The organism is Jiella endophytica, assembly GCF_004519335.1.
GTDB classification, from domain to species: Bacteria; Pseudomonadota; Alphaproteobacteria; order Rhizobiales; family Rhizobiaceae; genus Jiella; species Jiella endophytica.
Genome location: NZ_SOZD01000002.1, coordinates 280,051 through 304,270 on the forward strand (window position 1 = coordinate 280,051; position 24,220 = coordinate 304,270).

Annotated in this window: 23 protein-coding genes; 3 read left to right on the plus strand and 20 right to left on the minus strand. The window is 65.9% G+C overall.

Annotation, left to right across the window (positions count from 1 at the left end; genetic code table 11):
• The first annotated feature begins 179 nt into the window (after positions 1-179).
• Entirely contained in the window at positions 180-887 is a 708-nt protein-coding gene (locus E3C22_RS06410) for a DUF1013 domain-containing protein (RefSeq protein WP_134761181.1), read from the plus strand.
• Between the two features lie 67 nt (positions 888-954).
• On the opposite strand, the gene E3C22_RS06415 is transcribed toward E3C22_RS06410, so the two are convergent.
• The 9 genes from E3C22_RS06415 to E3C22_RS06455 all read right to left on the minus strand — a co-directional run bounded on the left by E3C22_RS06415 (position 955) and on the right by E3C22_RS06455 (position 12,991).
• Entirely contained in the window at positions 955-1,602 is a 648-nt protein-coding gene (locus E3C22_RS06415) for a 2-dehydro-3-deoxy-6-phosphogalactonate aldolase (protein ID WP_134761182.1), read from the minus strand.
• A gap of 62 nt (positions 1,603-1,664) precedes the next feature.
• Complete coding sequence (locus tag E3C22_RS06420) at positions 1,665-2,609, minus strand: Gfo/Idh/MocA family protein (protein ID WP_134761183.1); 945 nt, start codon at positions 2,607-2,609, stop codon at positions 1,665-1,667.
• Positions 2,610-2,620: 11 nt separating this feature from the next.
• Positions 2,621-3,838 (minus strand): multiple monosaccharide ABC transporter permease, encoded by a 1,218-nt coding sequence (gene mmsB, locus E3C22_RS06425; protein WP_134761184.1) that lies wholly within the window; start codon positions 3,836-3,838, stop codon positions 2,621-2,623.
• 10 nt (positions 3,839-3,848) lie between these two features.
• Positions 3,849-5,381, minus strand: coding sequence for a multiple monosaccharide ABC transporter ATP-binding protein (gene mmsA, locus E3C22_RS06430; RefSeq protein WP_134761185.1), 1,533 nt, complete (start codon positions 5,379-5,381; stop codon positions 3,849-3,851).
• Positions 5,382-5,538: 157 nt separating this feature from the next.
• Positions 5,539-6,606: a multiple monosaccharide ABC transporter substrate-binding protein gene (chvE, locus tag E3C22_RS06435; RefSeq protein WP_206026927.1), complete on the minus strand. Its 1,068-nt coding sequence runs from the start codon at positions 6,604-6,606 to the stop codon at positions 5,539-5,541.
• A gap of 57 nt (positions 6,607-6,663) precedes the next feature.
• Positions 6,664-7,461 (minus strand): FadR/GntR family transcriptional regulator, encoded by a 798-nt coding sequence (locus tag E3C22_RS06440; protein WP_134761186.1) that lies wholly within the window; start codon positions 7,459-7,461, stop codon positions 6,664-6,666.
• Between the two features lie 183 nt (positions 7,462-7,644).
• On the minus strand, positions 7,645-10,812 hold the full coding sequence (locus E3C22_RS06445) for an efflux RND transporter permease subunit (protein ID WP_134761187.1): 3,168 nt from the start codon (positions 10,810-10,812) through the stop codon (positions 7,645-7,647).
• The gene (locus E3C22_RS06450) at positions 10,809-11,903 is read right to left on the minus strand and encodes an efflux RND transporter periplasmic adaptor subunit (RefSeq protein WP_134761188.1); all 1,095 of its coding nucleotides are present in this window, start codon (positions 11,901-11,903) and stop codon (positions 10,809-10,811) included. Before E3C22_RS06450 ends, E3C22_RS06445 begins: the two co-directional genes overlap by 4 nt.
• On the minus strand, positions 11,900-12,991 hold the full coding sequence (locus tag E3C22_RS06455; protein ID WP_167591668.1) for an efflux RND transporter periplasmic adaptor subunit: 1,092 nt from the start codon (positions 12,989-12,991) through the stop codon (positions 11,900-11,902). Before E3C22_RS06455 ends, E3C22_RS06450 begins: the two co-directional genes overlap by 4 nt.
• A 100-nt stretch (positions 12,992-13,091) precedes the next feature.
• Here E3C22_RS06455 and E3C22_RS06460 point away from each other — a divergent pair, with 100 nt between their 5' ends.
• Positions 13,092-13,562, plus strand: coding sequence for a MarR family winged helix-turn-helix transcriptional regulator (locus E3C22_RS06460; protein ID WP_167591669.1), 471 nt, complete (start codon positions 13,092-13,094; stop codon positions 13,560-13,562).
• Positions 13,563-13,568: 6 nt separating this feature from the next.
• Here E3C22_RS06460 and E3C22_RS06465 read toward each other — a convergent pair whose 3' ends face one another.
• Positions 13,569-14,333: an SDR family NAD(P)-dependent oxidoreductase gene (locus tag E3C22_RS06465; RefSeq protein ID WP_134761191.1), complete on the minus strand. Its 765-nt coding sequence runs from the start codon at positions 14,331-14,333 to the stop codon at positions 13,569-13,571.
• 104 nt (positions 14,334-14,437) lie between these two features.
• Positions 14,438-14,923, minus strand: a complete 486-nt coding sequence (locus E3C22_RS06470) for a TspO/MBR family protein (protein WP_134761192.1) — start codon at positions 14,921-14,923, stop codon at positions 14,438-14,440.
• An 84-nt stretch (positions 14,924-15,007) separates the two neighbouring features.
• On the opposite strand from E3C22_RS06470, the gene E3C22_RS06475 reads away from it, so the two are divergent.
• Complete coding sequence (locus E3C22_RS06475; protein ID WP_134761193.1) at positions 15,008-15,508, plus strand: lysozyme inhibitor LprI family protein; 501 nt, start codon at positions 15,008-15,010, stop codon at positions 15,506-15,508.
• 52 nt (positions 15,509-15,560) lie between these two features.
• Here E3C22_RS06475 and E3C22_RS06480 read toward each other — a convergent pair whose 3' ends face one another.
• From E3C22_RS06480 to E3C22_RS06520, 9 genes are all read right to left on the minus strand, one after another.
• Complete coding sequence (locus E3C22_RS06480; RefSeq protein ID WP_134761194.1) at positions 15,561-16,067, minus strand: DUF3429 domain-containing protein; 507 nt, start codon at positions 16,065-16,067, stop codon at positions 15,561-15,563.
• A gap of 136 nt (positions 16,068-16,203) precedes the next feature.
• Positions 16,204-17,847, minus strand: a complete 1,644-nt coding sequence (locus tag E3C22_RS06485; RefSeq protein WP_134761195.1) for an FGGY-family carbohydrate kinase — start codon at positions 17,845-17,847, stop codon at positions 16,204-16,206.
• Between the two features lie 147 nt (positions 17,848-17,994).
• Entirely contained in the window at positions 17,995-18,885 is an 891-nt protein-coding gene (locus tag E3C22_RS06490; RefSeq protein WP_134761196.1) for a hypothetical protein, read from the minus strand.
• Between the two features lie 145 nt (positions 18,886-19,030).
• A complete protein-coding gene (locus E3C22_RS06495) occupies positions 19,031-19,462 on the minus strand; it encodes a type II toxin-antitoxin system VapC family toxin (protein ID WP_134761197.1) in 432 nt (143 codons plus the stop codon).
• A gap of 3 nt (positions 19,463-19,465) precedes the next feature.
• Positions 19,466-19,687: a hypothetical protein gene (locus tag E3C22_RS06500; RefSeq protein WP_167591670.1), complete on the minus strand. Its 222-nt coding sequence runs from the start codon at positions 19,685-19,687 to the stop codon at positions 19,466-19,468.
• Between the two features lie 40 nt (positions 19,688-19,727).
• Complete coding sequence (locus E3C22_RS06505) at positions 19,728-21,200, minus strand: mannitol dehydrogenase family protein (RefSeq protein WP_134761199.1); 1,473 nt, start codon at positions 21,198-21,200, stop codon at positions 19,728-19,730.
• A 145-nt stretch (positions 21,201-21,345) separates the two neighbouring features.
• A complete protein-coding gene (locus tag E3C22_RS06510; protein ID WP_134761200.1) occupies positions 21,346-22,350 on the minus strand; it encodes an ABC transporter ATP-binding protein in 1,005 nt (334 codons plus the stop codon).
• A 10-nt stretch (positions 22,351-22,360) separates the two neighbouring features.
• Positions 22,361-23,191 (minus strand): carbohydrate ABC transporter permease, encoded by an 831-nt coding sequence (locus tag E3C22_RS06515; RefSeq protein ID WP_134761201.1) that lies wholly within the window; start codon positions 23,189-23,191, stop codon positions 22,361-22,363.
• A gap of 13 nt (positions 23,192-23,204) precedes the next feature.
• Positions 23,205-24,077 carry a carbohydrate ABC transporter permease gene (locus E3C22_RS06520; RefSeq protein ID WP_134761202.1) on the minus strand — a complete coding sequence of 291 codons (873 nt, stop codon included), beginning with the start codon at positions 24,075-24,077 and terminating at the stop codon, positions 23,205-23,207.
• Between the last annotated feature and the right edge of the window lie 143 nt (positions 24,078-24,220).

Consider the following 24,220-nt stretch of genomic DNA (forward strand, 5'->3'; position numbering starts at 1 on the left):
ACCTCCTCGGCAGAGGCTCCGCTCGCAACGGCGAGGAAACCACCGCGTTCGTCTCAGGGTAGAGCCGGCTTTTCCTTGCGCTCGCCGGCCGGACGATTTATATCGACCGCAATTCCCGGACATCCTGCGATGATCCACGGCCTCCCCGAGAGGGGCAGGCGAACAGGAGGATTTTATTCATGGCCCAGCAATTGTTGATGCCCAAGGCGACTGCCGTCTGGCTCGTCGACAACACCTCGCTTTCCTTCGAGCAGATCGCCGACTTCTGCACGCTGCATCCGCTCGAGGTGAAGGCGATCGCCGACGGCGAATCGGCGCAGGGCATCAAGGGCCTCGATCCGATCATGACCGGCCAGCTCTCCCGCGACGAGATCGAGCGCGGCGAGAAGGACGAGAAGCACCGGCTGAAGCTCGCGCCGCCGAAGGTCCGCGTGCCGGAATCAAAGCGCAAGGGCCCGCGCTACACGCCCGTCTCCAAGCGACAGGACCGGCCGAACGCCATCCTCTGGCTGGTGCGCAACCATCCGGAGATGAAGGACGCGCAGATCTCGCGCCTCGTCGGCACGACCAAGAACACCATCGAGCAGATCCGCGAGCGCACCCACTGGAACTCGGCCAATCTCCAGCCGATGGACCCGGTGACCCTCGGCCTCTGCTCGCAGATCGACCTCGACCTCGAGGTTGAGAAGGCGACGCGCGGCATGCCGAAGCCCGAGGAACTCGCCGAGGAAGAGCGCCTTCTGTCGGCCGCGCAGACCCAGAACTGGGCGCCGGCGTCCTCCTCCAGCGCCAGCGAAGAGGACGAGATCGACGAGGCTGCGGTCTTCGCCAAGCTCTCCTCGATGCGCCGCGAGGAGCCGGAAGAGGACGAAGACGACCGCGGCTGACGCCGGTCGCTACCCCCCGCAATGGTGCCGGACGCCTAAACATCGTCCGGGCCGGCGCCAGACCGGCTCAGCCGCCGAACATTCCGTCCCAGGCGGCGACGGCCTTTTCGGCCCGGGCTTTCACCGTCGCGGCATCGTCGCCCGGCCTGAACAGCGACGAGCCGAGGCCGAAGTGGCGGATCCCCGCCTCGCCATAGGCTGAAAAATCCCGCTCGGAGACGCCGCCCACCGCCCCGACGGGCAGGTCCGGCGGCAGCACGGCGCAGATCGCTTTGATCCCAGAGGGCCCGAGCACGCTCGCCGGAAAGAACTTCAGCGCCGTCGCGCCGAGGGCGGCCGCCTGCAGCGCCTCGGTGGCGGTGAAGACGCCGGGCATGGTGACGAGGCTCTGGGCATGGGCCCGGGCGAGCACCGCCGCATCGACATTCGGGCTCACCAGCAGTTCCCCGCCGACATCGGCAAGACGGTCCACCGAGGCGACATCGAGAACGGTGCCGGCGCCGATCAACACGTCGTCGGGTGACAGGAGCGCCGCGATCTCGATGGAGCGGAAGGCGTTGGGCGAATTCAGCGGGATCTCGATCGCCTCGAACCCCGCCTCGATCAGCGCCGAGACGATGGCCTCGCAGTCGTCCGGCACGAGGCCGCGCAGGATGGCGACGAGGTCGCGCTTCAGTTTCGGCCAGGGACGGCGCGAGAGTGCGTTTTGGCTCATCGTCAGGATTTCCGTGCTGCAGCTGATGCCTTCGTAGCCTCAAGACCAGGCGGGCGGAAGACTCACGCGCCAGCCGGCGGATCGAAGAAGAACGGCTCGGTGACCTGCCGCCTGCCGAGCAGGAAGGCATCGGCGACATGGCGGAGCGGCGCCAGATCGACCTCGGAGCCGCCTGCCGCGATCAGCGCGGCGAAGCGGGCATAGAGGCCGTCATATTCGGCTTCGGGCGGCATCGCCTGTTCCTCGCCGTCGATCCGGAGCACCGCGCCGCCCATCGACAGCTTGAGGACGCCCTGGTCGGTCTCGACGATGATGTCCCAGGTCTGCGGACCGATCTGGCGGAAGTCGAACGTCGCTTCGACCGAGACATCCTCGGGGCCGGCGAAAACGAGGTCGGCGGCGATCGGCGCCTGGCGGTTTTCCGGGAAGGTCAGCGAGGCGTCCGTCAGCCAGATCGGGAAAGGCAGGATCTTCGTGACGATCGACAGCGCGTTGATCCCCGGGTCGAAGACGCCGAGACCACCGGCCTCGAAGATCCAGTCCTGTCCCGGATGCCAGTGACGCACGTCCTCCTTCCAGGTCACCGTCATCTTGCGGATGCGCTTGCCGGCCAGCCAGTCCCGCGCCGGTTCGACACCCGGGGCATGGCGCGAATGCCAGGTGGCAAACAGCGAGACGCCGTTCGACGCTGCCAGTCCCGCCAGATGCTCGACCTCTGACAGCGTTGCGCCGGGCGGCTTTTCCAGCATCACGTGCCTGCCCCTGGCCAGCGCCTCGGCAGCCACCCGGTGCCGGGCCTGCGGCGGCATGCAGAGGGAGACGGCTTCGATCTCCGGCATCGCATCAAGCATCTCGCCCGTCGAAGCAAAGCTCGCGACGCCCTCCACCCCGGCATTGCGGCTCGCCGCCGCGACGAGGTCGAAGTCGGCCGAGCGGGACAGCGACGGCAGATGCTGGTCGCGGGCGATCTTGCCGATGCCGACGAGGCCGAGCTTGACGGGTGCCATGCCTTTGGTCCTCACGCCCGGTTCTTGTTGTAGACGTCGAAAATGACGGCGACGAGGAGGACGAGACCCTTGATCACCTGCTGGTAGTCGATGCCGATGCCGAGGATCGACATGCCGTTGTTCATCACGCCCATGATGAAAGCGCCGATCACCGCGCCGACGATCGTGCCGACGCCGCCGGCCATCGACGCGCCGCCGATGAAGACGGCGGCAATAACGTCGAGCTCGAAGCCGAGGCCGGCCTTCGGCGTCGCGGTATTGAGGCGGGCGGCGAAGACTAGGCCGGCGAGCGCCGCCAGCATGCCCATATTGGCGAAGGTCAGGAACACCAGCCGCTCGGTGTTGATGCCCGACAGCCGCGTCGCCTTTTCGTTGCCGCCGACGGCGTAGATGCGCCGGCCGATGGTCGTGCGTGTGGTGATGAAGGAATAGACGGCGATGAGCAGGGCCATCACCACGAGGACGTTCGGAAAGCCCCGGAAGGTTGACAGCGCCCAGGTGATGTAGACGATCGCCGCGGCGAGGATGAAGTTGCGGCCGAAGAAGAACAGCGCCGGCTCGTCGTCATGGCTGGAGGCGCGGTTGCGGAAGCGCGATCTGAGGCCGAAGAACAGCATCACCGCGACGACGGCGAGGCCGAGCAGCATCGACAGGAGGTTGAAGCCCTTGATGCCGAAGACGTCCGGCAGGAAGCCCGAGGCGATCAGCTGGAAGCCGCGCGGGAACGGGCCGACGGACTGGCCCTCCAGAACCCAGAGGGACAGCCCCTTGAAGACCAGCATGCCGGCGAGCGTCACGATGAAGGACGGGATCTTCCAGTAGGCGATCCAGTAGCCCTGGATCGCGCCGATCATCGCGCCAACGGCGAGGCAGATGACTCCCGCGAGAATGTAGTTCATGTCCCACTGGACGATCATCACCGCCGCCAGCGCGCCGACGAAGCCGAGCACCGAGCCGACCGACAGGTCGATATGGCCGGAGACGATGACCAGCAGCATCCCCAGCGCCATGATGATCACGTAGCTGTTCTGGAGGATGAGGTTGGTCAGGTTGATCGGCTTCAGAAGGATGCCGTTGGTGACGATCTGGAAGAACGCCATGATGACGATCAGCGCCAGCAGGATGCCGTATTCGCGCATGTGCTTGCGGATGAAGCCGCCGGAAGCGGCGGCCGCACCGCCGAGACCGGGCTTTGCCACCTGCGGCTGATGGATGGCCTCTTCAGACATCGTTTAATCCTCAGTTCCTGTGGCCGGAGCGGATGATCAGCGACATGATCTTCTCCTGTGAAGCTTCGCCGGTCGGCATTTCGCCGACGAAGCGGCCTTCGTTCATCACGTAGATTCGGTCGGTGACGCCGAGCAGCTCGGGCATCTCCGACGAGATCACGACGATCGCCTTGCCGCTCCGAGCGAGCTCGGCGATGATCGCGTAGATCTCGTATTTCGCGCCGACATCGATGCCCCGGGTGGGCTCGTCGAGGATCAGCACCTCGGGGCCGGCGAACAGCCATTTCGCCAGCACCACCTTCTGCTGGTTGCCGCCGGAAAGGTTGACCACCTCCTGCGCTGTCGAGGAGCACTTGATGCGGATCTTCTCGCGATAGTCCCGGGCGACGTCGAGTTCGCGGTGCTCGTCGACGACGATGCCGTTGGCGATGCCGTCGAGATGAGCGAGCGGGATGTTGCGGCGGATGGTGTCGTCGAGGACGAGGCCGTAGGTCTTGCGGTCCTCGGTGGCGTAGCAGATGCCGGCCGAGATCGCCCGCTGCACGGTCGAGACATCAACCTTGCGCCCGTGCATCTTCACCTCGCCGGAGATGCCGACGCCGTAGGACTTGCCGAACAGGCTCATGGCGAGCTCGGTGCGCCCGGCGCCCATCAGCCCGGCGATGCCGACCACCTCCCCTGCCCTGACATGGAAGCTGACGTCGTCGACGATCTTGCGCTCGGCGTGCTGAGGATGGTGGGCGGTCCAGTGCGACACCTCGAAGATCGTCTCGCCGATCTTCGGTTCGCGTGGCGGGAAGCGGTCGGTGAGGCTGCGGCCGACCATGTCGCGGATGATGTCCGCCTCGCTCACATGGCTGCCGCCGGCGTCGAGGGTCGAGACGGCCGCGCCGTCGCGCAGCACGGTGATGGTGTCGGCGACCTTGGAGATCTCGTTCAGCTTGTGGGAGATCAGGATTGACGAGATGCCTGCCGCCTTGAATTCGAGGAGCAGCTTCAGCAGCGCTTCGGAATCGGTCTCGTTGAGGCTCGATGTCGGCTCGTCGAGGATCAGCAGCTTGACCTCCTTCGACAGCGCCTTGGCGATCTCGACGAGCTGCTGCTTGCCGAGGCCGAGATCGGTGACGCGCGTCTGCGGCGATTCCTTCAAGCCCACCTTGGCGAGCAGCGCGCGGGTGCGCGAAAACGTCTCGTGCCAGTCGATGATGCCGCCATTGGCCCGCTCGTTGCCGAGGAAGATGTTCTCGGCGATCGACAGAAGCGGCACCAGCGCCAGCTCCTGGTGGATGATGATGATGCCGCGCTTCTCGCTGTCGGCGATGCCGGAAAAGCGGCATTCCTCGCCCCGAAATTCGATGATCCCCTCGTAGGAGCCGTGCGGATAGACCCCGGAGAGGACCTTCATCAGGGTCGACTTGCCGGCGCCGTTCTCGCCGACGAGGGCGTGGATCTCGCCCTCCTCGACCTTCAGATTGACGCTGTCGAGCGCCATCACCCCCGGAAAGGTCTTGGTGATGCCCTGCATTTCGAGAATGGTGGTCATGACGGATCGTCTCGGAGCGTCGAAGCGGCCGCGGGGCGGCGCCGGAACGGAAAGATTGCCATCTCCGACGGGGCCTGCCCCGTCGGTACGGCGCGCCGGCGGATAGCCGGCACGCCGCGCGGGTCGGTTTCTCCCACCGCCGGCGGGAGGGCGCAGATCACTTGATCTGGTCTTCCTTGTAGTAGCCGCTCTCGACCAGGACCTTCTCCCAGTTGTCCTTGGTGACCAGAACCGGCTTGAGCAGATAGGACGGCACGACCTTGACGCCGTTGTCGTAGGTCTTGGTGTCGTTGACCTCCGGTTCCTTCTCCTGCAGCACCGCGTCGACCATCTGGACGGTCACCTTGGCGAGTTCGCGGGTGTCCTTGAAGATCGTCGAATACTGGTCGCCGCGCAGGATCGCCTTGACCGAGGGGACCTCGGCGTCCTGGCCGGTGATGATCGGCATGTCGAGGTCGCCGGAGCCGTAGCCGACGCCCTTCAGCGAGGAGATGATGCCGATCGACAGGCCGTCATAGGGCGACAGGACGCCATTGACCTTCTGGTCGCCGGTGTAGTTGGCGGACAGAAGGTTATCCATGCGGGCCTGGGCGACCGAGCCGTCCCAGCGCAGCGTGCCGACCTTGTCCATGCCCATCTGGCCAGAGGGGATCTTGATCTTGCCCTCGTCGATCAGCGGCTGCAGCACGCTCATCGCTCCATTGTAGAAGAAGTAGGCGTTGTTGTCGTCCGGAGAGCCGCCGAACAGTTCGACGTTCCAGCTGTCCTGGTCGGGGAAGCGTTCCTTCAGCCCGTCGACCAGCGACTCCGCCTGCTGCACGCCGACCTGGAAGTTGTCGAAGGTCGCGTAGTAGTCGACATCGCCGCTGTCGCGGATCAGCCGGTCATAGGCGATGACCGGAATGCCGGCGGCGGCGGCGTTGGCGAGGGTGTTCGACAGGGTCGTGCCGTCGATCGCGGCGATCACCAGCGCCTTGACGCCTGTGGTGATCATGTTCTCGACCTGGTTGACCTGGTTCGGGATGTCGTCCTCGGCATATTGCAGATTGGCGCCGTAGCCGGCCGCCTCGAACTGCTTGACCATGTTGTCGCCGTCGGCAATCCAGCGGGCCGACGACTTGGTCGGCATGGCGATGCCGATGGTGCCCTTGTCCTGGGCGCTCGCCGCGAGCGGGCTCGAAAGCGCCACGACCGTGGCGGCAAGCCCGGCCAGTATTGTCCTCATCTTCATGGTCACGTCTCCTCCCTGACCGTTCGGGCGCTTACCGGCGCCCCTCGAATGTCAAGCCTCGCCCGACGGGCGCGGCTCGCTACTCCCCCGACCGGCCCCAATGCCGGCGGATCGCGTTTCGCCCTCGCCATTGGCGTAGAGGGCGTGAATGACGTCGTCGAAGGCGCTCTCGATGAGCCTTCGCATGAACAGTTCGGCCGCCTCGCCGTCGCCGCCGAGGATCGCCTGCATCACCCGCTCATGCTGGCGCACGGTCTCGTCCTGGGGGTTCTGCCGCCAGGACAGCGAGAAGGAGATCGACAGGCTGCGCTCGATCAGCGAACCGAGCGAGATCAGAAGCGGATTGCCGGTCGCCTCGAGGACGATGCGATGGAAGTCGAGATCGGCGACGATCAGCTCCGGCGAGCCGCGGGGATTGTCCCGCATGCCGGCGAGCGCGGCGGTCAGCCGCCGACCCTGCGCCTCGTCGATCCGCTGCGAGGCGAGCTTCGCAGCGCTCGGCTCGTTGATCAGCCGCATCTCGTAGAGCGCCTCGATGAAGGGCCGGCGGACCGGCGCCATCAGGTGCCAGGCCATGACGTCGACGTCGAGCATGTTCCAGGCGATGCGCGGGCGCACCCTTGTACCGACCTTCGGGCCGACGCTGACCAGCCCCTTGGCGGCGAGGTGACGGACCGCCTCGCGCACGACGGTGCGCGACACGCCGTGCCGGGACTGGATTTCCTTTTCGGTGGGGAGGGTCTCGCCGCTCGGCAGTTCGCCCGAGGTGATCATCCGGCCGAACGTGGCGGCGAGCGCGACGGTCCTGTTCGACCTATCACCGTCGATTGACGAACGCTCGTACCCCATGGAACCCGCCGGACCTCCCAATCCGCAATGATCGTACCATTGCGCCGGAAAACGCCGTCATGCAAGCCCCCGATAGCCGTAGATCAGACGAAGGTCGTATCATTGGCCTGCAACTGGCCGGAAAAAAGCGGTCGCGCGAAACCGATCCGCAGGCGACCGCTTGGATTTTGCAGGTAGCGGCAATCAGGCCGGCGCCGGCTTGCCGTCGGCTCCGCCGCTCTCCTTCGTCGAGGGACCTTTGCTTTCGGGCTCGGTCGCCGATCCCCCCGCCCCGTGGCCGGCTGGCACGTGGTCGTTCGGCGGAAGATCTTCCTCCTTCGGCGGGCGGACGCGGAAGACGACGAGATAGAGCGCCGGGATGAACAGGAGGGTGATCAGCGTGCCGGCGATGATGCCACCCATCATCGCATAGGCCATCGGCCCCCAGAACACCTCCCGCGAGATCGGGATCAGCGCCAGGCTGGCGGCGGCCGCGGTGAGCAGGATCGGCCGCGCCCGCATCTCGCTCGCCTCGAACACCGCCATCCAGGGATGCACCCCCTCGTCCCTGAGGACGTCGATCTGGTGGACGAGGATGATCGAGTTGCGGATCAGGATGCCGACAAGGGCGAGCACGCCGAGGATCGCCACGAAGCCAAGCGGCGCACCGGACGGCACCAGCGCCGCGACGACGCCAATGAGGCCGAGGGGCGCGGCGCAGAGCACCACGAACAACGCCCGGAAGCTCTGCATCTGAACCATGATGAGCGTCAGCATGGTCATCAGCATGATCGGCACGACGGCGGCGATCGGCCCCTGGCTTTCCTCGCTTGATTCCACCGCGCCGCCCACCTCGACACGATAGTCCGGCGACAGCGTCTGCTGGAACTTGGCGACCTTCTGCTCGAGCTGCTTGACGATGGTCGCCGGCTGCGTCGCGCCGAGCACGGCGCCCTTGATGGTCACTGTCGGGACCCGTGAGCGCGAATAGAGGATCGGATCCTCATAGGTGTAGTGGTAGCTGACGAGGCTGGCAAGCGGGATCGCGTCGCCGTTGGAGTTGGTCAGCTGCAGATTCTCGATCGCCTCGATGGAGTCGCGGTCGGATTTCGAGCCGCGGGCGATCACCGGCACCAGATAGATGCTGTCGCGAATGTCGGTGATCGTCGTGCCGTCGAGCACCGAGTTCAGCCGCGAGGCGATTTCCTGTGAGGTGATCCCGAGCTGCCGGGCCTTGTCCTGCAGGATATCCACCTTGAGGACGCGGGCCGGCTCGTTCCAGTCCATGACGATCGATGTCAGCCGATTGTCCGTCGCCATCAGCCCGGCGAGCTCGCGCGCCTTGTCGCGCACCACCTCGATGTTCGGGCCGCCCAGCCGGTACTGCACCGGCCGCCCGACCGGCGGGCCGAGCTCGAGATATTTCACGTAGACGTCGGTGCCGACGAAGTTTTCGCGGGCGAACTTCTGCAGCCCCGCCTTCACCCTTTCGCGGGCTTCGAGGCTCTTGTTGAGGATCACCACCTGGCCGAAGAACGGATTGTTGGGCTGGACGTCATAGGCGAGGATGAAGCGTTCCGCCGAGCGGCCGACATAGGAGCTCCAGTGATCGATGTCGTCGTCGCCGGCGAGCGTCGTCTCCAGCTTGTCCATCTGGGCGCGGGTTTCCTCGATCGTCGCATTGTGCCGCAGGGTGAAGTCGACGACGAGTTCCGGCCGATCGGAGGTCGGGAAGAACTGCTGCTGGACGAACTTCATCCCATAGATCGAAGCGGCGAACAAAAGCACCGTGACGATGATGGTGATCCAGCGAAGGCGCATTGCGCCCCTGAGCACGGTCGAGAAGGCCCGCCGCACGAAGCCCGGCTTGGCATCGTGGCGGTGCATCGACTTCGGCAAAATCAGGACGCCGATCAGCGGGGTGAACAGGACGGCGACGATCCAGGACAACGACAGCGACATCGCGATGACGACGAAGAGCGAGAAGGTGTATTCGCCGGCATTGGAGTTGTTGAAGCCGATCGGCAGGAAGCCTGCGACCGTCACCAGCGTGCCGGAGAGCATCGGAAAGGCGATCGACGTCCAGGCGAAGCTCGCGGCCTTTTCGCGCGTCTCACCCATTTCGAGCCGCGAGACCATCGTCTCGATGGCGATCATGGCGTCGTCGACCAGCAGGCCGAGCGCGATGATCAGCGCGCCGAGCGAGATGCGCTGCAGCGTCAGCCCGGCATATTCCATGCCGATGAAGGTCATGGCGAGAACCAGCGGGATCGACAGCGTCACCACGAAGCCGGCCCTGAAGCCGAGGCTGACGAAGCTGACGACAAGCACAATCGCGACCGCCTCGAACAGCGCCTGGGTGAAGCCGCCGACGGATTCCTCGACGACGGCGCCCTGATCGGCAACCTGATAGACCCCGACACCGATCGGAAGCTCGGTGATGATCCGCGCCATCTCCGACTTCAGGGCATCGCTGAAGTCGACGATGTTGCCGCCAGTGCGCATGCCGATGGCAAGGCCGATCGCCTCCTGGCCCTTGTAGCGGAACAGCGTCGAGGGCGGATCCTCGTAGGAGCGATGGATGGTGGCGACGTCGCTCAGCCGGAAGAACCGGTCGTTGACCCGAAGATTGACCGCCTGGAGGCTGTCCTCGGAGGTGTACTGGCCGGAGACGCGGACGATGATGCGCTCCGGGCCGGACTGGATGACGCCCGAGGGCGCGATGGCGTTCTGCGCCTGCAGCGTGTCGATGATGGTCTGCTGGTCGAGGCCGAGGCCGGCGATCTTGCGCAGCGAGAACTCCAGATAGATCGCCTCGTCCTGCTCGCCGACGAGCTCGATCTTGCCGGCGTCCGGCAGCTGCAGGATCTGCGTGCGGACGCTCTCGACATAGTCACGCAGCTGCCGCTTGGTGATGCCGTCGGCGGTGAAGGCATAGATGTTGCCGAAGACGTCGCCGAACTCGTCGTTGAAGGAATAGCCCTTAAACTCGTCGGGAAAATCGGCCCGGATGTCCGACATCTTGTCCCGGACCTTCTTCCAGATGTCCGGAACCGCCCTGGCCTTGGTCGTCGGCAGAAGGTTGACGAAAACCGTGGTCTGGCCGGGCGTGGTGATCGAGCGGGTATAGTCGAGGCTGTCGAGCTCCTGCAGCTTCTTCTCGATCCGGTCGGTGACCTGCTCGGACATCTCCTTGACCGTGGCGCCGGGCATCGAGGCCGCGACGACCATCGTCTTGATGGTGAAGTTCGGGTCTTCCTCGCGTCCGAGGCTGAGATAGGACAACGTGCCGGCGAAACAGGCCACCAGCATGAAGAACCAGATCATCGAGCGGTGATGCAGCGCCCAGTCTGACAGATTGAAGGACTTCACGACGAGATACCCTGGGAAACCGACACTTTCTGGCCTTCCTTCAGGTCGTGCACGCCGGCGGTCACGAGGATCGCCCCCGGCTCGATCCCGGAGACCAGCATGATACGCCCACTGCCGTCCTTCTCGACCTTCACCTCCTGCCGGTGAACGACCGCCTCGTCGGCGTCGACCGTCCAGACATAGGACTTGCCGTCCTCCTCGAAGACCGACGTCGGCGGCAGGAGCAGGATCTGCTTGTCGGCCCGCTCGGCCTGGATCGCGGTGACCAGTGCGCCGAGCCTGAAGGGTTCGGGCGGATTGTCGAGAAGGATGCGGACCCGGACGGTGCGGGTCAGAGCGTCGGCCTGCGGGGCGATCTCGCGCACCTTGCCCTTGGCCTCGATCGAGGGAGCGATCTGCAGCACCACCTCGAAGGGCGAGCCGACCTTCAGGCCGCCCATCTCGGCGCCGGGAATGTCGACGACGGCCTCGCGCAGATCGGTGCGGGCGAGCTTCATCACCGTCTCGCCGGCCGAGACCACCTGCCCGACATCGGCGTCGCGCTCGGTGATCACGCCGTCATAGGGGGCGGTGAGGTTGGCGTAGGACAATGCGTTCTCGGCCTTGGCGAGCTGCGCCCTGGCGCTGATCAGATCGGCCTCGGCGGCGCTGCGGCTCTGCCTGGCATTGTCGAGATCGGACTGCGACACGGTCTTCTGCTTGAACAGCGCCTCGAGCCGCTGGGCGCTGTCGCTGGTGGTGCGGGCCTGCATCTCGGCATTGGCGACCTGCGCCTTTGCCGAGCGCACGTCGGCATTCAGCGTCTCGGCGTCGATCGTCGCCAGCGTCTCGCCGGCCTTGACGCTGTTGCCGACATCGACCTGGCGCGAGACGATCCGCCCGAGAGTCCGGAAGGCGAGCGTCGTCTCGAAGCGCGGCTCGATGGTGCCGCTGTAGCCGAGCACCTTCGGATCGGTCGGCCTCAGCACCGTGTGCAGCACCGGCCGCGGCGCCACCGGCTGGGGATCGCCTTCGCCCTCTTCGGTGTCGCTGCAGCCGGCAAGAAGGGCGGCGGCAAGGAGCCCCGCCACGAGCATTCGCGGCGCGGTCATCGGCGTTCTCCACCCTCGCTGGATGCCTGAACGAGGTCCAGCGCGGCGCCCGGGAGCACCAGCTGCGAGCCGGCGGTGACCACACGCTCCCCCGCCTCGACGCCGCCGGCGACGAGGATCGTCCCGGTCTGGTAGGCGGCGACCTCGATGGGCGTCAGCTTGGCGCTGCCGGCCTCGTCGACCACCCACACCGCGGGCTTGCCGCCCTTCACCATCAGCGCCTCCCACGGCAGGCTGACCGCCTGGCGGCTGGTCTCGCCGGTCTCGTGGCCGACCACCGCCGAGCCGAGCGTCATTTCCGGCGGCGGATTGTCGATGCCGATCTTCACTTCGACGGTTCCGGTCGAGCTGTCGATCAGCGGCGAGACCTCGCGGATGTAGCCCCTCGCCTTCACCGACGGGTCGCTGACCAGCGACACCTCGATCGAGTCCGGCTTCTTGTTGCCGATGAGAAGCTGTTCCTGGATCTGGAAGATTGCGTCCTCGGCGCCGCTGCGGGCAAAGCCGAAAGCCGCCTGGGCGGCGCTCACCACCTGGCCGGGATCGACCTCGCGGCTGGTGATCACCCCGGCGGCATCGGCCCTGAGGACGGTGTTCGAAAGGTCCTTTTCGGCATTGGTCAGATCCGCCTTGGCGCTGTCGAGGGTGCTCTGCGCCGAGGTCTGCTGCGCTGCGGCGGAATCATAGTCGCTGCGGGTGGTGAAGCCGCTGGACAGCAGCTGCTTTTGCCGGTTGAACGAGGCGGTGGCGTTTTCGAGCTGCGCCTCGGCCGACTGGACCGCCGCCTTGGCGGCGGCAACGCCCGCCTGCTGGTCGGTCGGATCGATCTTGGCGAGCACGGTGCCGGACGCGACCTGATCGCCGACGTCGACGAAGACATCGGTGACCCGGCCACCGGTCTCGAAGGAGTAGGTGGAGGAATTGCGCGCCGCGATCTCGCCGGTGAGCGAGACCGTCTGGGAGATCGCCCTGGTCTCGGCCGTCACATAGGCGACGGGCTGGGGCTCCGCCGTGGCGGTCTCCTTCTCGCCGCAGCCGGAGAGCGCCAGGCACACCGGCACCCCCGCCAGCAGCCAGCTGCGATGCAATGCCCGTCGGCACGGACGCCAAGCCGGCAACAAAAATCTCATCTTGCTTACCGATCGAGTTACTTTATGATCGAGATATACTGATATGGAGAAACCGTCAATGTGCGGCGAGCCCGCCCCTGCCAGGAACCCATGCGGCGACGCCGATTTTCAGGCTTTCGCGAAGCTCTTCAAGCAGGTGATCCACGGGGCTGTCGCCGTCGACCGGGAGTTCGCCGCCAGCCACGGCCTCGCCCTCACCGACATCATGTGCCTCGCCTTCTTGACCGAGCACGACGGCCCGGTCAGCGCCAAGATGCTGGCCGAGCACGTCAACCTTTCGACGGGAGCGACCACCGCGCTGATCGACCGGCTGGAGCGGGACGGCTTCGTCGAGCGCCGGCCAAACCCGTCCGACCGCCGCGGCGTGATAATCGTTCCGGTGGAGGAGCGGGCAAAGCCCGTGCTCGCCACCGGCGAGCGGCTGCGCCACAGGTTGAGATGGGCCTATGGCTGCCTGTCGAAGGAGGAGGTGGGCGCCGTCGCGCGGTTCTTCAACGCCCTTCTCGCCGGCACCGGCCCGACGGAGTAAGGTCCGTCAGATCGAGCCGGCCTCGACCATATAGTTGTTGGCGGTGCACATGGCGGCATCGTCGGAGGCGAGGAACAGCACCATCCGGGCGACATAGACCGGGTCGATCAGGTCCTTCAGGCATTGGCGGTCGCGATGCTTCTCGATCGCTTCCTCGCTGACCCAAAGCTCCTTCTGGCGTTCGGTCATGATCCAGCCGGGCACCACGGTGTTCACACGGATGCGGTGCGGCCCGAGATCGCGGGCGAAGGACCGGGTCATGCCGTGCACCGCCGCCTTCGCCGTGGTGTAGGCGGGCATGCCGCCGCCGGCCTCCCACCAGGAATTGGAGCCCATGTTGACGATCGACCCACCACCGCTGGCGATCATGCCGGGTGCCACCGCCTGGGTGACGAAGAACATGTGCTTCAGATTGGTGGCGATGCGTTCATCGAAATAGTCGGGCGTCACGCTTTCCCAGCCGTGCCGGTCGTCGCGCGCGGCGTTGTTCACGAGGACCGTGGCCGGGCCGTTGCGGCCGGCGAGCTTGCCGAGGGCGACCGTCGTCGCGGCGATGTCGCGCAGGTCGCAATGTTCGAACGCCACCTCGGCGCCGTCTGCCAGAAGCTCGTCGCAAAGCGCCTGCGAGGCCTTCGCGTCGAGATCGAGGAAGCCGACCTTCGCCCCTTGAGCGGCGAAGGCGCGGACGATCTCGGCGCCGATGCCTGAGCCGCCGCCGGTGACGACGACGCTCTTGCCCGCAAGGCTCGGATAGATGGCGAAGTCTGGCATCGGTGCGGTTCCCCCAAAGGCTGCCGGCCCGTGTCGGCCGCCGCGTGTGTGCGCCGGACCGGGGCTCCGGGTCAACCACTGGGCAGCCGCGGGTCAGGCGCCTCTCAGCCGCCCACAGTCGCCGGACGGAACGCGCCGGGATTGCGCCGCCAGACCGAGAAGTTGAGGCAGGCGGCCGCGGTGACCCAGAGGAGATAGGGGATCAAAAGCAGCCCCGCGACGGCATCGATCGGGTAGAACACCAGCGCGTTGACCGCGACGGCGACCCACAGTGCCAGGACGTCGGCAAAAGCGAGACCCGGCCGCCGCATTCCGAAGAACAGCGCCGACCAGGCGGCGTTCAGGACGAGCTGCAGGCCGTAGGCGGCAAAGGGCAGCGGGACGAGGCCCGCGCTCTCGTAGACCCGCCAGCCGGAGACTGCGATCATCACGTAGAGCGCCGACCAGACCACCGGGAACGCCCATTTTGGCGGGTTCCAGCTCGGCTTGTCGAGAGTGTCGTACCAGGGCCCCGGCTTGAACACGGCGCCGCTCGACGCGACCGTGAGGACGAGGGCGAAAAACACCACGAAACTCAAAATCGAAGACATCGCCGCCTTTCGGGAAATTTCGATTGCCGCCGGGAAAATTCCATTCACTATCAACGCAGTCGAACGCCAAAAGAGACCGCCCTGATGAGAAAATTCGTCTCGATCCTAGTCCCTCTGCTCGTCCTTGCCCAGCCGGCGGGCGCCGCCGGCCCTGCCGTCGCCGCCGATGTCGACGCACTGAAAGCCTGCATCACCACGGCGGGAGACAACCCGGAAGACTGCATCGAGACGGTCGTCGACCCTTGCATCGACGGGCTCTCCGCGGAGAGCGAAGAGGGCGTCAACGGCTGCTACGACCGCGAGGCGGAGGCCTGGGACGCGATCCTCAATGAGACCTACAAGATGGCTCTGAAGGATGCGGCGTCCTTCGACGAGGAAATCTCGGCCAATGGCGGCGAGGCGGAGGCGGCGGGCAGCCTGAAGAAGGCGCAGCGCGCCTGGATCGCCTTTCGCGACGCCGAATGCGACCGGCTCTACAACCGCAACATCGACGGCACGATCCGATTCACCGCCTACGCCTCCTGCCAGAACCGGCTGACCGCCGAGCGCGCTATCGCCCTTGGCAAGTCCGACGAGCCGATGTGACGAGACCATCCGCCGGGAAATATCGGCGCGGGATCAACCGCAGCATCGCGGCTCAGCCGAACAGCGGGCTCTGCCAGACATAGGCACCGAGGGCGACCAGCGCCGCGATCGGGATCGCCATCTGGATGGGGCGGAGCGAGGCAAAGAACAACGGCGCCTCGCCATTCCGCGCGGCAATCGGATCGAGAACCGCGAGGCTGAGGAAACCGACGATCTCCAGCGCCGTCGCCGTCAGCGTATAGGCCCAGACCGTCTCGACGATCGCCGCAAAGCCGAGGCCGAAGAGCCAGAGCATGGCGACCAGCTGGGACAGCGTCGGCCCGCCGGGCTGGCGGAAGCTCACCCCGCGCCTGACGCCGGCAAGGAAGGCGAGGATCGCCGCGCCCCAGAGCAGCGTCAGATTGACCGAGAGAAACGCCTGTGCCTCGCCGCCGAGCCAGAGATAGATCGCCCCGGCGGCGATCGGCAGCATCGCCGCGAAAGCGAGAAGCGCGCCGACCGGCGGCGGCTCGGCGGGCTCGGCGGCGGTGATCGTCCGGCTGTGATCCTGGCTTGCCATGCTTTTTCCGGTCTCTCGCAGTTCTCGTCGAGCGGCTCGCGCTTCGGCGCCGGCCCTCCCTGCCGTTTCGCCGGAAAGGCCGAAAACGTTCCGTCCCCAAAAGCGGCTGCGGCGCCAGTCGCTGATATGGCGGTTTCTACGGCTTCGAATAGGGGCGCATGATCGCCCTGGTTTGCCGCTCGGTCTGCTGCAGCAGCCGGTAGGCTTCATATTTCGCGGCGTGAAAATCGGCGACCGCGCCGGTCTGCGGCGCGAGGACATCGCCGGCCCGGCACATGTTTGCCGCCGCGCCCCGGAGATCCGCAAAGGCTTTTCCGGCGACGGCGCCGACCATGGCGCTGCCGAGAAGCACCGGCTCCGGCGTTTCGGGCAGCGCGACCGAGAGGCCCGTCGCATCGGCGAGGAGGCGCCTCAGCAGCGCCGAATGGGCGGCCCCGCCGGAAGCGACGATCGTCCCGAGCCTCAGGCCCTTCGCCCGGTTGGCCTCGACGATCTGCCGGGTGCCGTAGCAAAGCCCGCAGAGCGTCGCGACGAAGAGGCGCACGAGACTCTCCTCGCTTGAGGCTAGCGTCAGCCCGGCGATGGCACCGCGGGCATGGGGATCGGCCTCCGGCGAACGGTTGCCGAGAAACTCCGGCACGACGGTGAGATCGGCACCGAGAAACGCCGCTGCCTCCAGCGAACCGGCCATCTCCAGCGCCCGCTGCTCGAGATGATCGAGGACCGAGCGTCCCGCCATCTCCGCTGCGCGCTCGGCCGCAGGATAGGCCGGATGCAGCGCGATCAGATAGTCGAGCGCAGCCCCATAGGCCGACTGGCCGCCTTCGAGCAGCCAGTAGCCGGGGATCATCGCGCCGAGATAGGGGCCCCAGACGCCGTCGACGAAGGTCGGCTCGCGGGTCAGCGTCATCGTGCAGGAAGAGGTGCCCATGATGAAGGCGAGTTCCGCCGTCGGATCGGCGGTCTCGCCGCTCGCCGAAGCGCCCCCCGCCGTGCCGACGCCGCCGGCATGGGCGTCGATCAGCGAGGCGCCGACAGGCGTCCCCGGCGCAAGGCCGAGTTCGTCGGCCGCCTGGCTCGTCAGGCCGTGCCCCAGTGGCGTCGCGATGTCGACGACCTCGGTGCCGATCCGTGCGAAACCTTCCTCGGCGAGATCATCGAGGCCGACGGCGCGAAAATAGTCGGCGTCGAAACGCCGCTCATGGGCGAGATAGGTCCATTTGCAGGTGAGCGTGCAGACCGAGCGCGAGACGCTTCCGGTCGCCCGGAACGACAGGAAATCGGCAAGGTCGAAGAAATGGCCCGCCCGGCGATAGGTTTCGGGCAGTTTCTCCTTCAGCCAGAGAAGTTTCGGCGTCTCCATCTCCGGCGAGATCCGCCCGCCGACATAGCGCAGCACCTTGTGGCCGGTGGCGTTGATCCGCGCCGTCTGGTCGAGGGCCCGGTGGTCCATCCAGACAATGACGTTGCGGGTGTGGTCGCCGGACCGGCTGACGGTCAGCGGCCGGGCGTTAGCGTCGAGGACGACCATCGAGCAGGTCGCGTCGAAACCGAGGCCCTTCACCTCGTCGAGCCTCAGCCCGGCCTTCGCGACCACCTCGCGGACGCTTTCGCAGATCGCCCGCCAGATGTCGTCGGAGGACTGCTCGAAGATGTTGGGATCTTCGCGCCACAGCCTGATCGGGCGCTTGGCGGCGGCGAGCAGCTGGCCGGCGCGGTCGAACAGCCCGGCCCGGGCACTGCCGGTGCCGACGTCGATGCCGAGATACGCCTCAGCCATGCCGCCTCCCATATTGTCTTTGGAAGCGACCTAGCCGGATTTTGGCCGGATTGAAAAGAGGCCGCGGCGGCCGTCCTGATCCGGGGACGGACCGGCGAGACGGAAAGCGCGGGGCAGGTCCTGCCAGCGTGCGGGGCAGGGGCGCCGTCAGAGGCGCCGGATCGATATCGTCGCGACGGTCGAATCCGCCGGCGTGTAGCTGTCGCACTCGACCCTGCTGCCGCCGGCATCGATGGCCACCGCGCCTTTGACGAGACAGGCATCGGCGAAGGACGCCGGTACGCCGAAGGCCGCCAGCGCGTCGTAGAGCCTTTGGCGATAGGCTTCATGATCGCCGTCGCGATGGGCGATCTCGGCGCGGATCGCGAATTCCTGGTTGCGGCGGTCGTAGCGCGCGAGGATCGAATTGAGATCGGAGCCCTGCCGCTCGCCGAGACGGCAGGAGACGTCGCCCTCGCCGCGCCGGCACTCGGCCTCGCCCGGCATGATGTATTTCAGGAAAGCCGCCTGCCTGTCGGCATCGCCCGCCGCATCCCGTGGCGAGTTGCCAGCAGCCCTCTGCACCTCGCGGAGGGCAACCGTCGTGAACGGGCAGGCTTCGACCGTGCGCTCGACCAGCCGCTCGTCGTCGCGAAGATCCATCCGCGGGTCGCCCCAGCCTTCGATCGCCATTGTCCGGCCGTCCCGGACGTTTGCCAAAAGCTGCCGGTCCATCGGCCAGAAGATGACGCGCTTGTCGGAGAGATATTCGCCGGCTTCGACTGGCAATGACGAGGCTGCGCCGTCGATGTCGATGTCGAAGCGGACCTCGCGCTGCATCTCGCTCGGGCTCACCGCCTGGAACTGCGTCGACCAGATGCCGAATTTTGGCTTCTGTCCGGCCTTGCAGGAGACCGCGACGCAGGTCGCTTCGCCGGCGTCGCAGGCATAGGCAGCACGCCAGTCCCCCGCCCTGCTCTCCTTCCATCCGGCAAAGGCGGAGCCGAGCGGGAGCAGCAGAAAGGCCAGCCCGAAGACCGCAAATGTCCAAAACCGCATCGCCGTTACCTCCCGCCGTGGTCTGGCGAAGATGTAGCAGGATAGCGTTGCGACAGGCTTAAAGCGCAGTGCCTGGGATGGTGCGGGTGACGACGCGCCAAGCTGCTGGCGAGAGGCGGATCGTGCCCAGCAGCGCTCGGCGTGGTCAGCACGCAATGACGTCGAGATAGCCGGGAGACGCAAGACCCAACAGGACCGCGTCTCGGGTGACGATCGAGAGCCTTCGCACTCGCGCGGTGGCGACCAGGTAGCAGTCGCCGGGATCCTTGTGTCCGGTCTCTTCGACGACCATCGCGGCTTCGCAGGCGATCCGCTGCCTGATCGGAATCACCTTCGCGGCTGTGGCGGCCAAGGCGTGCGAGAACCAAATCGCCGGTGCCTTCCCGCCAAGGTCTACTGGGTTCTTGTGAGCCGGCTTCTGCGCTGCAAGCGCAAGTTCCCATGCCGAAATGGGTGAAACGTAGAGCGTCCCGCCCGCCTTGTGTTCGGAAATCAGAAGGATTGCTTCGTCAGAGAGCGGCTCGCTCGCCGCCGTCAACCAGTAGAGCGCATGCGTGTCGAGCAGCGCTCCTGCCAACTCTCAGCCTTTCCGAATACGCTTTCGGCTGGTCTTACGACTTTGCCGCATCTCGAGCTCCAAAACCTGCTCGAAGATCGGCTTCGTCAGGTCGATCTCTTCATTCAAAAGAAGCGGCGTCGATTTCATCGCTCCATAGCCAGGCACTTCCAGCCACCGACCCGTCTTCGGATCATGGACCATCCATTTGCCGTCCGGTTGCTGTTTCATCTGCGCTTTGGCCATGGAGGCAATATAGCGCGATTTGAGAGGTCCGGCGAGGCCCTCACCCCTCGCCGAGATAGGTCTTCAGCGTTTCGGCCGTGCCCTTCTGCGCCAGCATCGTCAGCCAGTCGGCAAAGGGCGTGGCGAAGCGCGGCTCGTCCTTCAGCGATCCATAGACCTCGGTCATCGAGAGCCAGGCCGACGGATCGGTCTCGGCGGCCTTCGCCCGCTCGGTCAGCTTGTCCCAGTTGGGATCGTTCGGCTCGATCACCGCTCCCGAATCCGTCACGCCGCGGCAATAGCGGCACCAGAGCGCGCTCTCGAGAGCGAGACCGACGGGATCGCGGCCGGCCTTCAGATTGTCGAGGATCGACAGGACGATGAATTTCGGCTGGCGGTTCGAGCCGTCGAGGCAGAGCCGGCGCACCGTGTCGCCGATCTTCGGATTGGCGAAGCGGCGCTTGATCAGGGCGTAGTAGTCGGCAAGGTCGGTGTCCGGTACCGGCGGCACCACGGGAATGATCTCGTCGGTCTCGACCTTTTCGAGGAACTTCGCGACGAGGTCGTTCTCCATCGCCTCGTGAACGAAATGGACGTCCATCAGCCCGGCCGGATAGGCGATGATTGCGTGGCCGCCGTTGAGGATGCGGATCTTCATCGTCTCATAGGGGGAAACGTCCGGCACGAACTGGACGCCGACCTTTTCCAGCGCCGGGCGGCCGGAGGGAAAATCGTCCTCCAGCACCCACTGCTTGAATTCCTCGCAATAGACCGGCCAGGCGTCCTCGATGCCAAAAGTCTCGCGGCAATGATCGATCTCGCGCTGGCTGGTCGCCGGGGTGATGCGGTCGACCATGCCGTTCGGAAAGGCGACGCTCGCGTCGATCCAGTCGGCAAAGGCCGGGTCGGACAGGCGCATGGTGCCGACGACCGCGGCGCGGCAGACCTTGCCGTTGTGGGGAATGTTGTCGCAGGACATCACGGTGAAGGGGGCAATGCCGCGCTCGCCCCTGAGCTTCAGCCCGGCACCGATGAGGCCGAAGACGGTCTTCGGCTCGTCGGGATTTTTCCCGTCGGCGGCGATCGCCGGGTGGGAGGGGTCGAAGACGCCGTCGGAATCGATGAAATAGCCGCCCTCGGTCACGGTGAGGGAAACGATGCGGATCGCCGCATCGGCGAGCTTCTCGATGATCGCCGGAGTGTCGCCGACGGGCAGCATTTCCACCATCGGCCCGGTGACGCGGGCGCTGGTGCGGGCGTTGTCCTGCTCGACGACGGTGGTGAGATAGTCCTGCGAGGCGAGCTTCTCGCGCATCGCCGCATCGGAGGGCATGACGCCGGCGCCGACGATGGCGAAGTCGTGGCCCTCGCCGGTCTCGAACAGCTCGTCGAGATAGACCGCCTGATGGGCGCGATGAAAGTTGCCGACGCCGAAATGCAGGATGCCGGGGGTCAGCGCCGAGCGGTCGTAGCCGGGGACGGCGGCCTTGGCGGCGATGTCCGAGAGGGTTTTTGCGGAAAGCCTTACGCTCATGGCAGGTCTCCTGGAGGTGTCCGTTGCCTGGCGGCGGCGCCAGCCGCCAGATGATTGACGAGAATGCCGCGGACCCGGGTCGCCGGTCGTCCGCAGCGGCAGGACGGTTCGCCGCCGGCCCCTCCCGAGCCGGTGGCAGCCGCCGTTACCTGATGGCGAGGCCCTTGGCGTCGAAGCGGTGGATCTTGTCCTCCTCCGGCGTCAGATAGACGACGTCGCCGGCATGGACCGGAAATTCGCCGTCGGCCCTGACGGTGAGCGGCTCGTCGTGAACCGGCGATTCGACATGCAGGAACGTGTCCGAGCCGAGATGCTCGGAGACCTTCACCGTACCCTTCCACGTCCCTTCCGTGGTCGAGAGCCGCAGATGCTCCGGCCGGATGCCGATGGTCTCGGCATTGTACCTGGCCGCCTCGGCGCCGCCGAGCTGGTTCATCTTCGGCGAGCCGATGAAGCCGGCGACGAAGGTATTGCGCGGTGCGGAATAGAGCTCCAGCGGCGAGCCGACCTGCTCGATGTGGCCGGCCCTCAAGACGACGATCTTGTCGGCCATGGTCATCGCCTCGACCTGGTCGTGGGTGACGTATACCATCGTCGTCTTCAAGCGCTGGTGCAGCTCGGAGATTTCCAGCCGCATGCCGACCCTCAACGCCGCATCGAGGTTCGACAGCGGCTCGTCGAACAGGAAGGCCGCCGGCTCGCGGACGATCGCCCGGCCGATGGCGACGCGCTGGCGCTGGCCGCCGGAAAGCTGCGCCGGCCGACGGTCGATGTAGTTGTCGAGGTTCAGCGTCTTTGCCGCATAGTCGACCCGGCGGTTGATCTCGGCCTGGTCCATGCCGGCCATCTTCAGCGGAAAGGCGATGTTCTTGCGCACGCTCATATGCGGATAGAGCGCGTAGGACTGGAACACCATGGCGAGGCCGCGCTTGGCCGGCGGCAGCTCGGTGGCGTCCTGGCCGTCGATGACGATCTGGCCGCCGGTGACGTCCTCCAGCCCGGCGATCAGCCTGAGCAAGGTCGACTTGCCGCAACCCGACGGGCCGACGAAGACCACGAACTCGCCGTCCTCGATTTGAAGATCGAGCTCGGGAATGATGACGGCTTCGCCGAAGGCCTTGCGAACCTTTTCGAGGTGGATCTGTCCCATGACGATTTCCTTACTTGACGGCGCCGAAGGTCAGGCCGCGCACGAGCTGCTTCTGCGAGAACCATCCGACGATCAGGATCGGGGCGATGGCGAGCATCGATGCGGCCGAGAGCTTGGCGTAGAAATTGCCCTGGGGGCTCGAGAAGGACGCGATGAAGGCGGTGAGCGGAGCGGCGTTGGAGGTCGTCAGATTGAGCGTCCAGAACGCCTCGTTCCACGACAGGATGACATTGAGGAGGATCGTCGAGGCGATGCCCGGCACGGCCATCGGCGCCAGCACCTGAGTGATCTCCTTGGCGAGCCCCGCCCCGTCCATGCGCGCCGCCTCGAGGATCTCGCCGGGTATCTCCTTGAAGTAGGTGTAGAGCATCCAGACGATGATCGGCAGGTTGATCAGGAACAGGACGACGATCAGGCCGAGCCGGGAATCGAGGAGGCCGAAGCGCACGAACAGGAGGTAGATCGGGATCAGCACGCCGACGGCCGGCAGCATCTTGGTCGAGAGCATCCAGAGCAGGACGTCCTTCGTGCGCTTGGTCGGCGAGAAGGCCATCGCCCAGGCGGCGGGAATGGCGAAGATCAGCCCGAGCGCCGTCGAACCCAGCGACAGATAGACCGAGTTCAGCATGAAATGCAGGTAGTTCGACTGGCTCTGGATGGTCCGATAGTTCTCCAGCGTCCAGTCGAAGGCGACGAAGACCGGCGGGATCGAGATCGCCTGCAGCTCGGTCTTGAACGAGGTGAGGAAGGTCCAGAGGATCGGGAAGAAAATCACCAGCCCGACGAACCAGGCGAGGACGGTGGTGACGATCTTGCGGCCCTTGGTGACGCGGCGTGCCATGGTCTGTGCTCCCTCACGCGTCCAGGTTCTTGCCGATGAGGCGAACGAGGAAGATCGCGACGATATTGGCGAGGATCACCGCGACGATGCCGCCGGCCGAAGCCGCGCCGATATCGCCATAGGAGGTCGCCTGCTGCGCCACGAGATAGGTGATGTTGGTCGACTGCGAGCCCGGCCCGCCCTGGGTGGTCACCAGGATCTCGGCATAGATCGACAGAAGGAAGATGGTCTGAATCAGGATCACTACGGTGATCGCCCGGCTCATATGCGGCAGGGTGATGTACCAGAAGATCGACAGCGCCCCTGCCCCGTCCATCTCGGCAGCTTCCTTCTGGTCCTCAGACAGCGACTGCAGCGCCGTGAGCAGGATCAGCGTTGCGAAGGGCAGCCACTGCCAGGCGACGATGATGATGATCGAAAGGAGCGGCAGTTCGGTCATCCAGTCGATCGGGGCGAGGCCGATCGCCTGGAGGAACTGGCCGATGACGCCGTAGACCGGGTTCATCATCATGTTCTTCCAGACCAGAGCCGCCACGGTCGGCATGACGAAGAACGGCGCGATGACGAGGAGCCGGACGATGTTGACGCCGTAAAACTCCTGGTCGAGCAAAAGCGCGATCAGGATGCCGCCGATCACCGTGATCGCGAGGACGCCGAGAACCAGAATCAGCGTGTTGGCGAGCGCCGCCAGAAAGGTCGGGTCCTGGAGAAAGTAGGTGTAGTTCTCGAAGCCGATGAAGGGCGTCGAGAACGGGTTGTAGAGCGTGTAGTTCAGCGTCGAGAAATACAGCGTCATCGCCAGCGGCACGATCATCCAGATCAGGAGGACGATCACCGCCGGCGCCATCATCGCGCGCGCTGCGCTCTTGGTGTGCAAGGTGGCCATGGCATTTGCCCGTGTTGCCGCCGCGCGATTGGCGTGATGGCGCTGAAACTCGAACCGACCGCCGCGTCGTTGCGGCGCCGCTCATCCGTCTGCGTCCGGAGCGCGGGCACGGCGGCTAAGACGCTGCTGCCCGGGGGACGCCA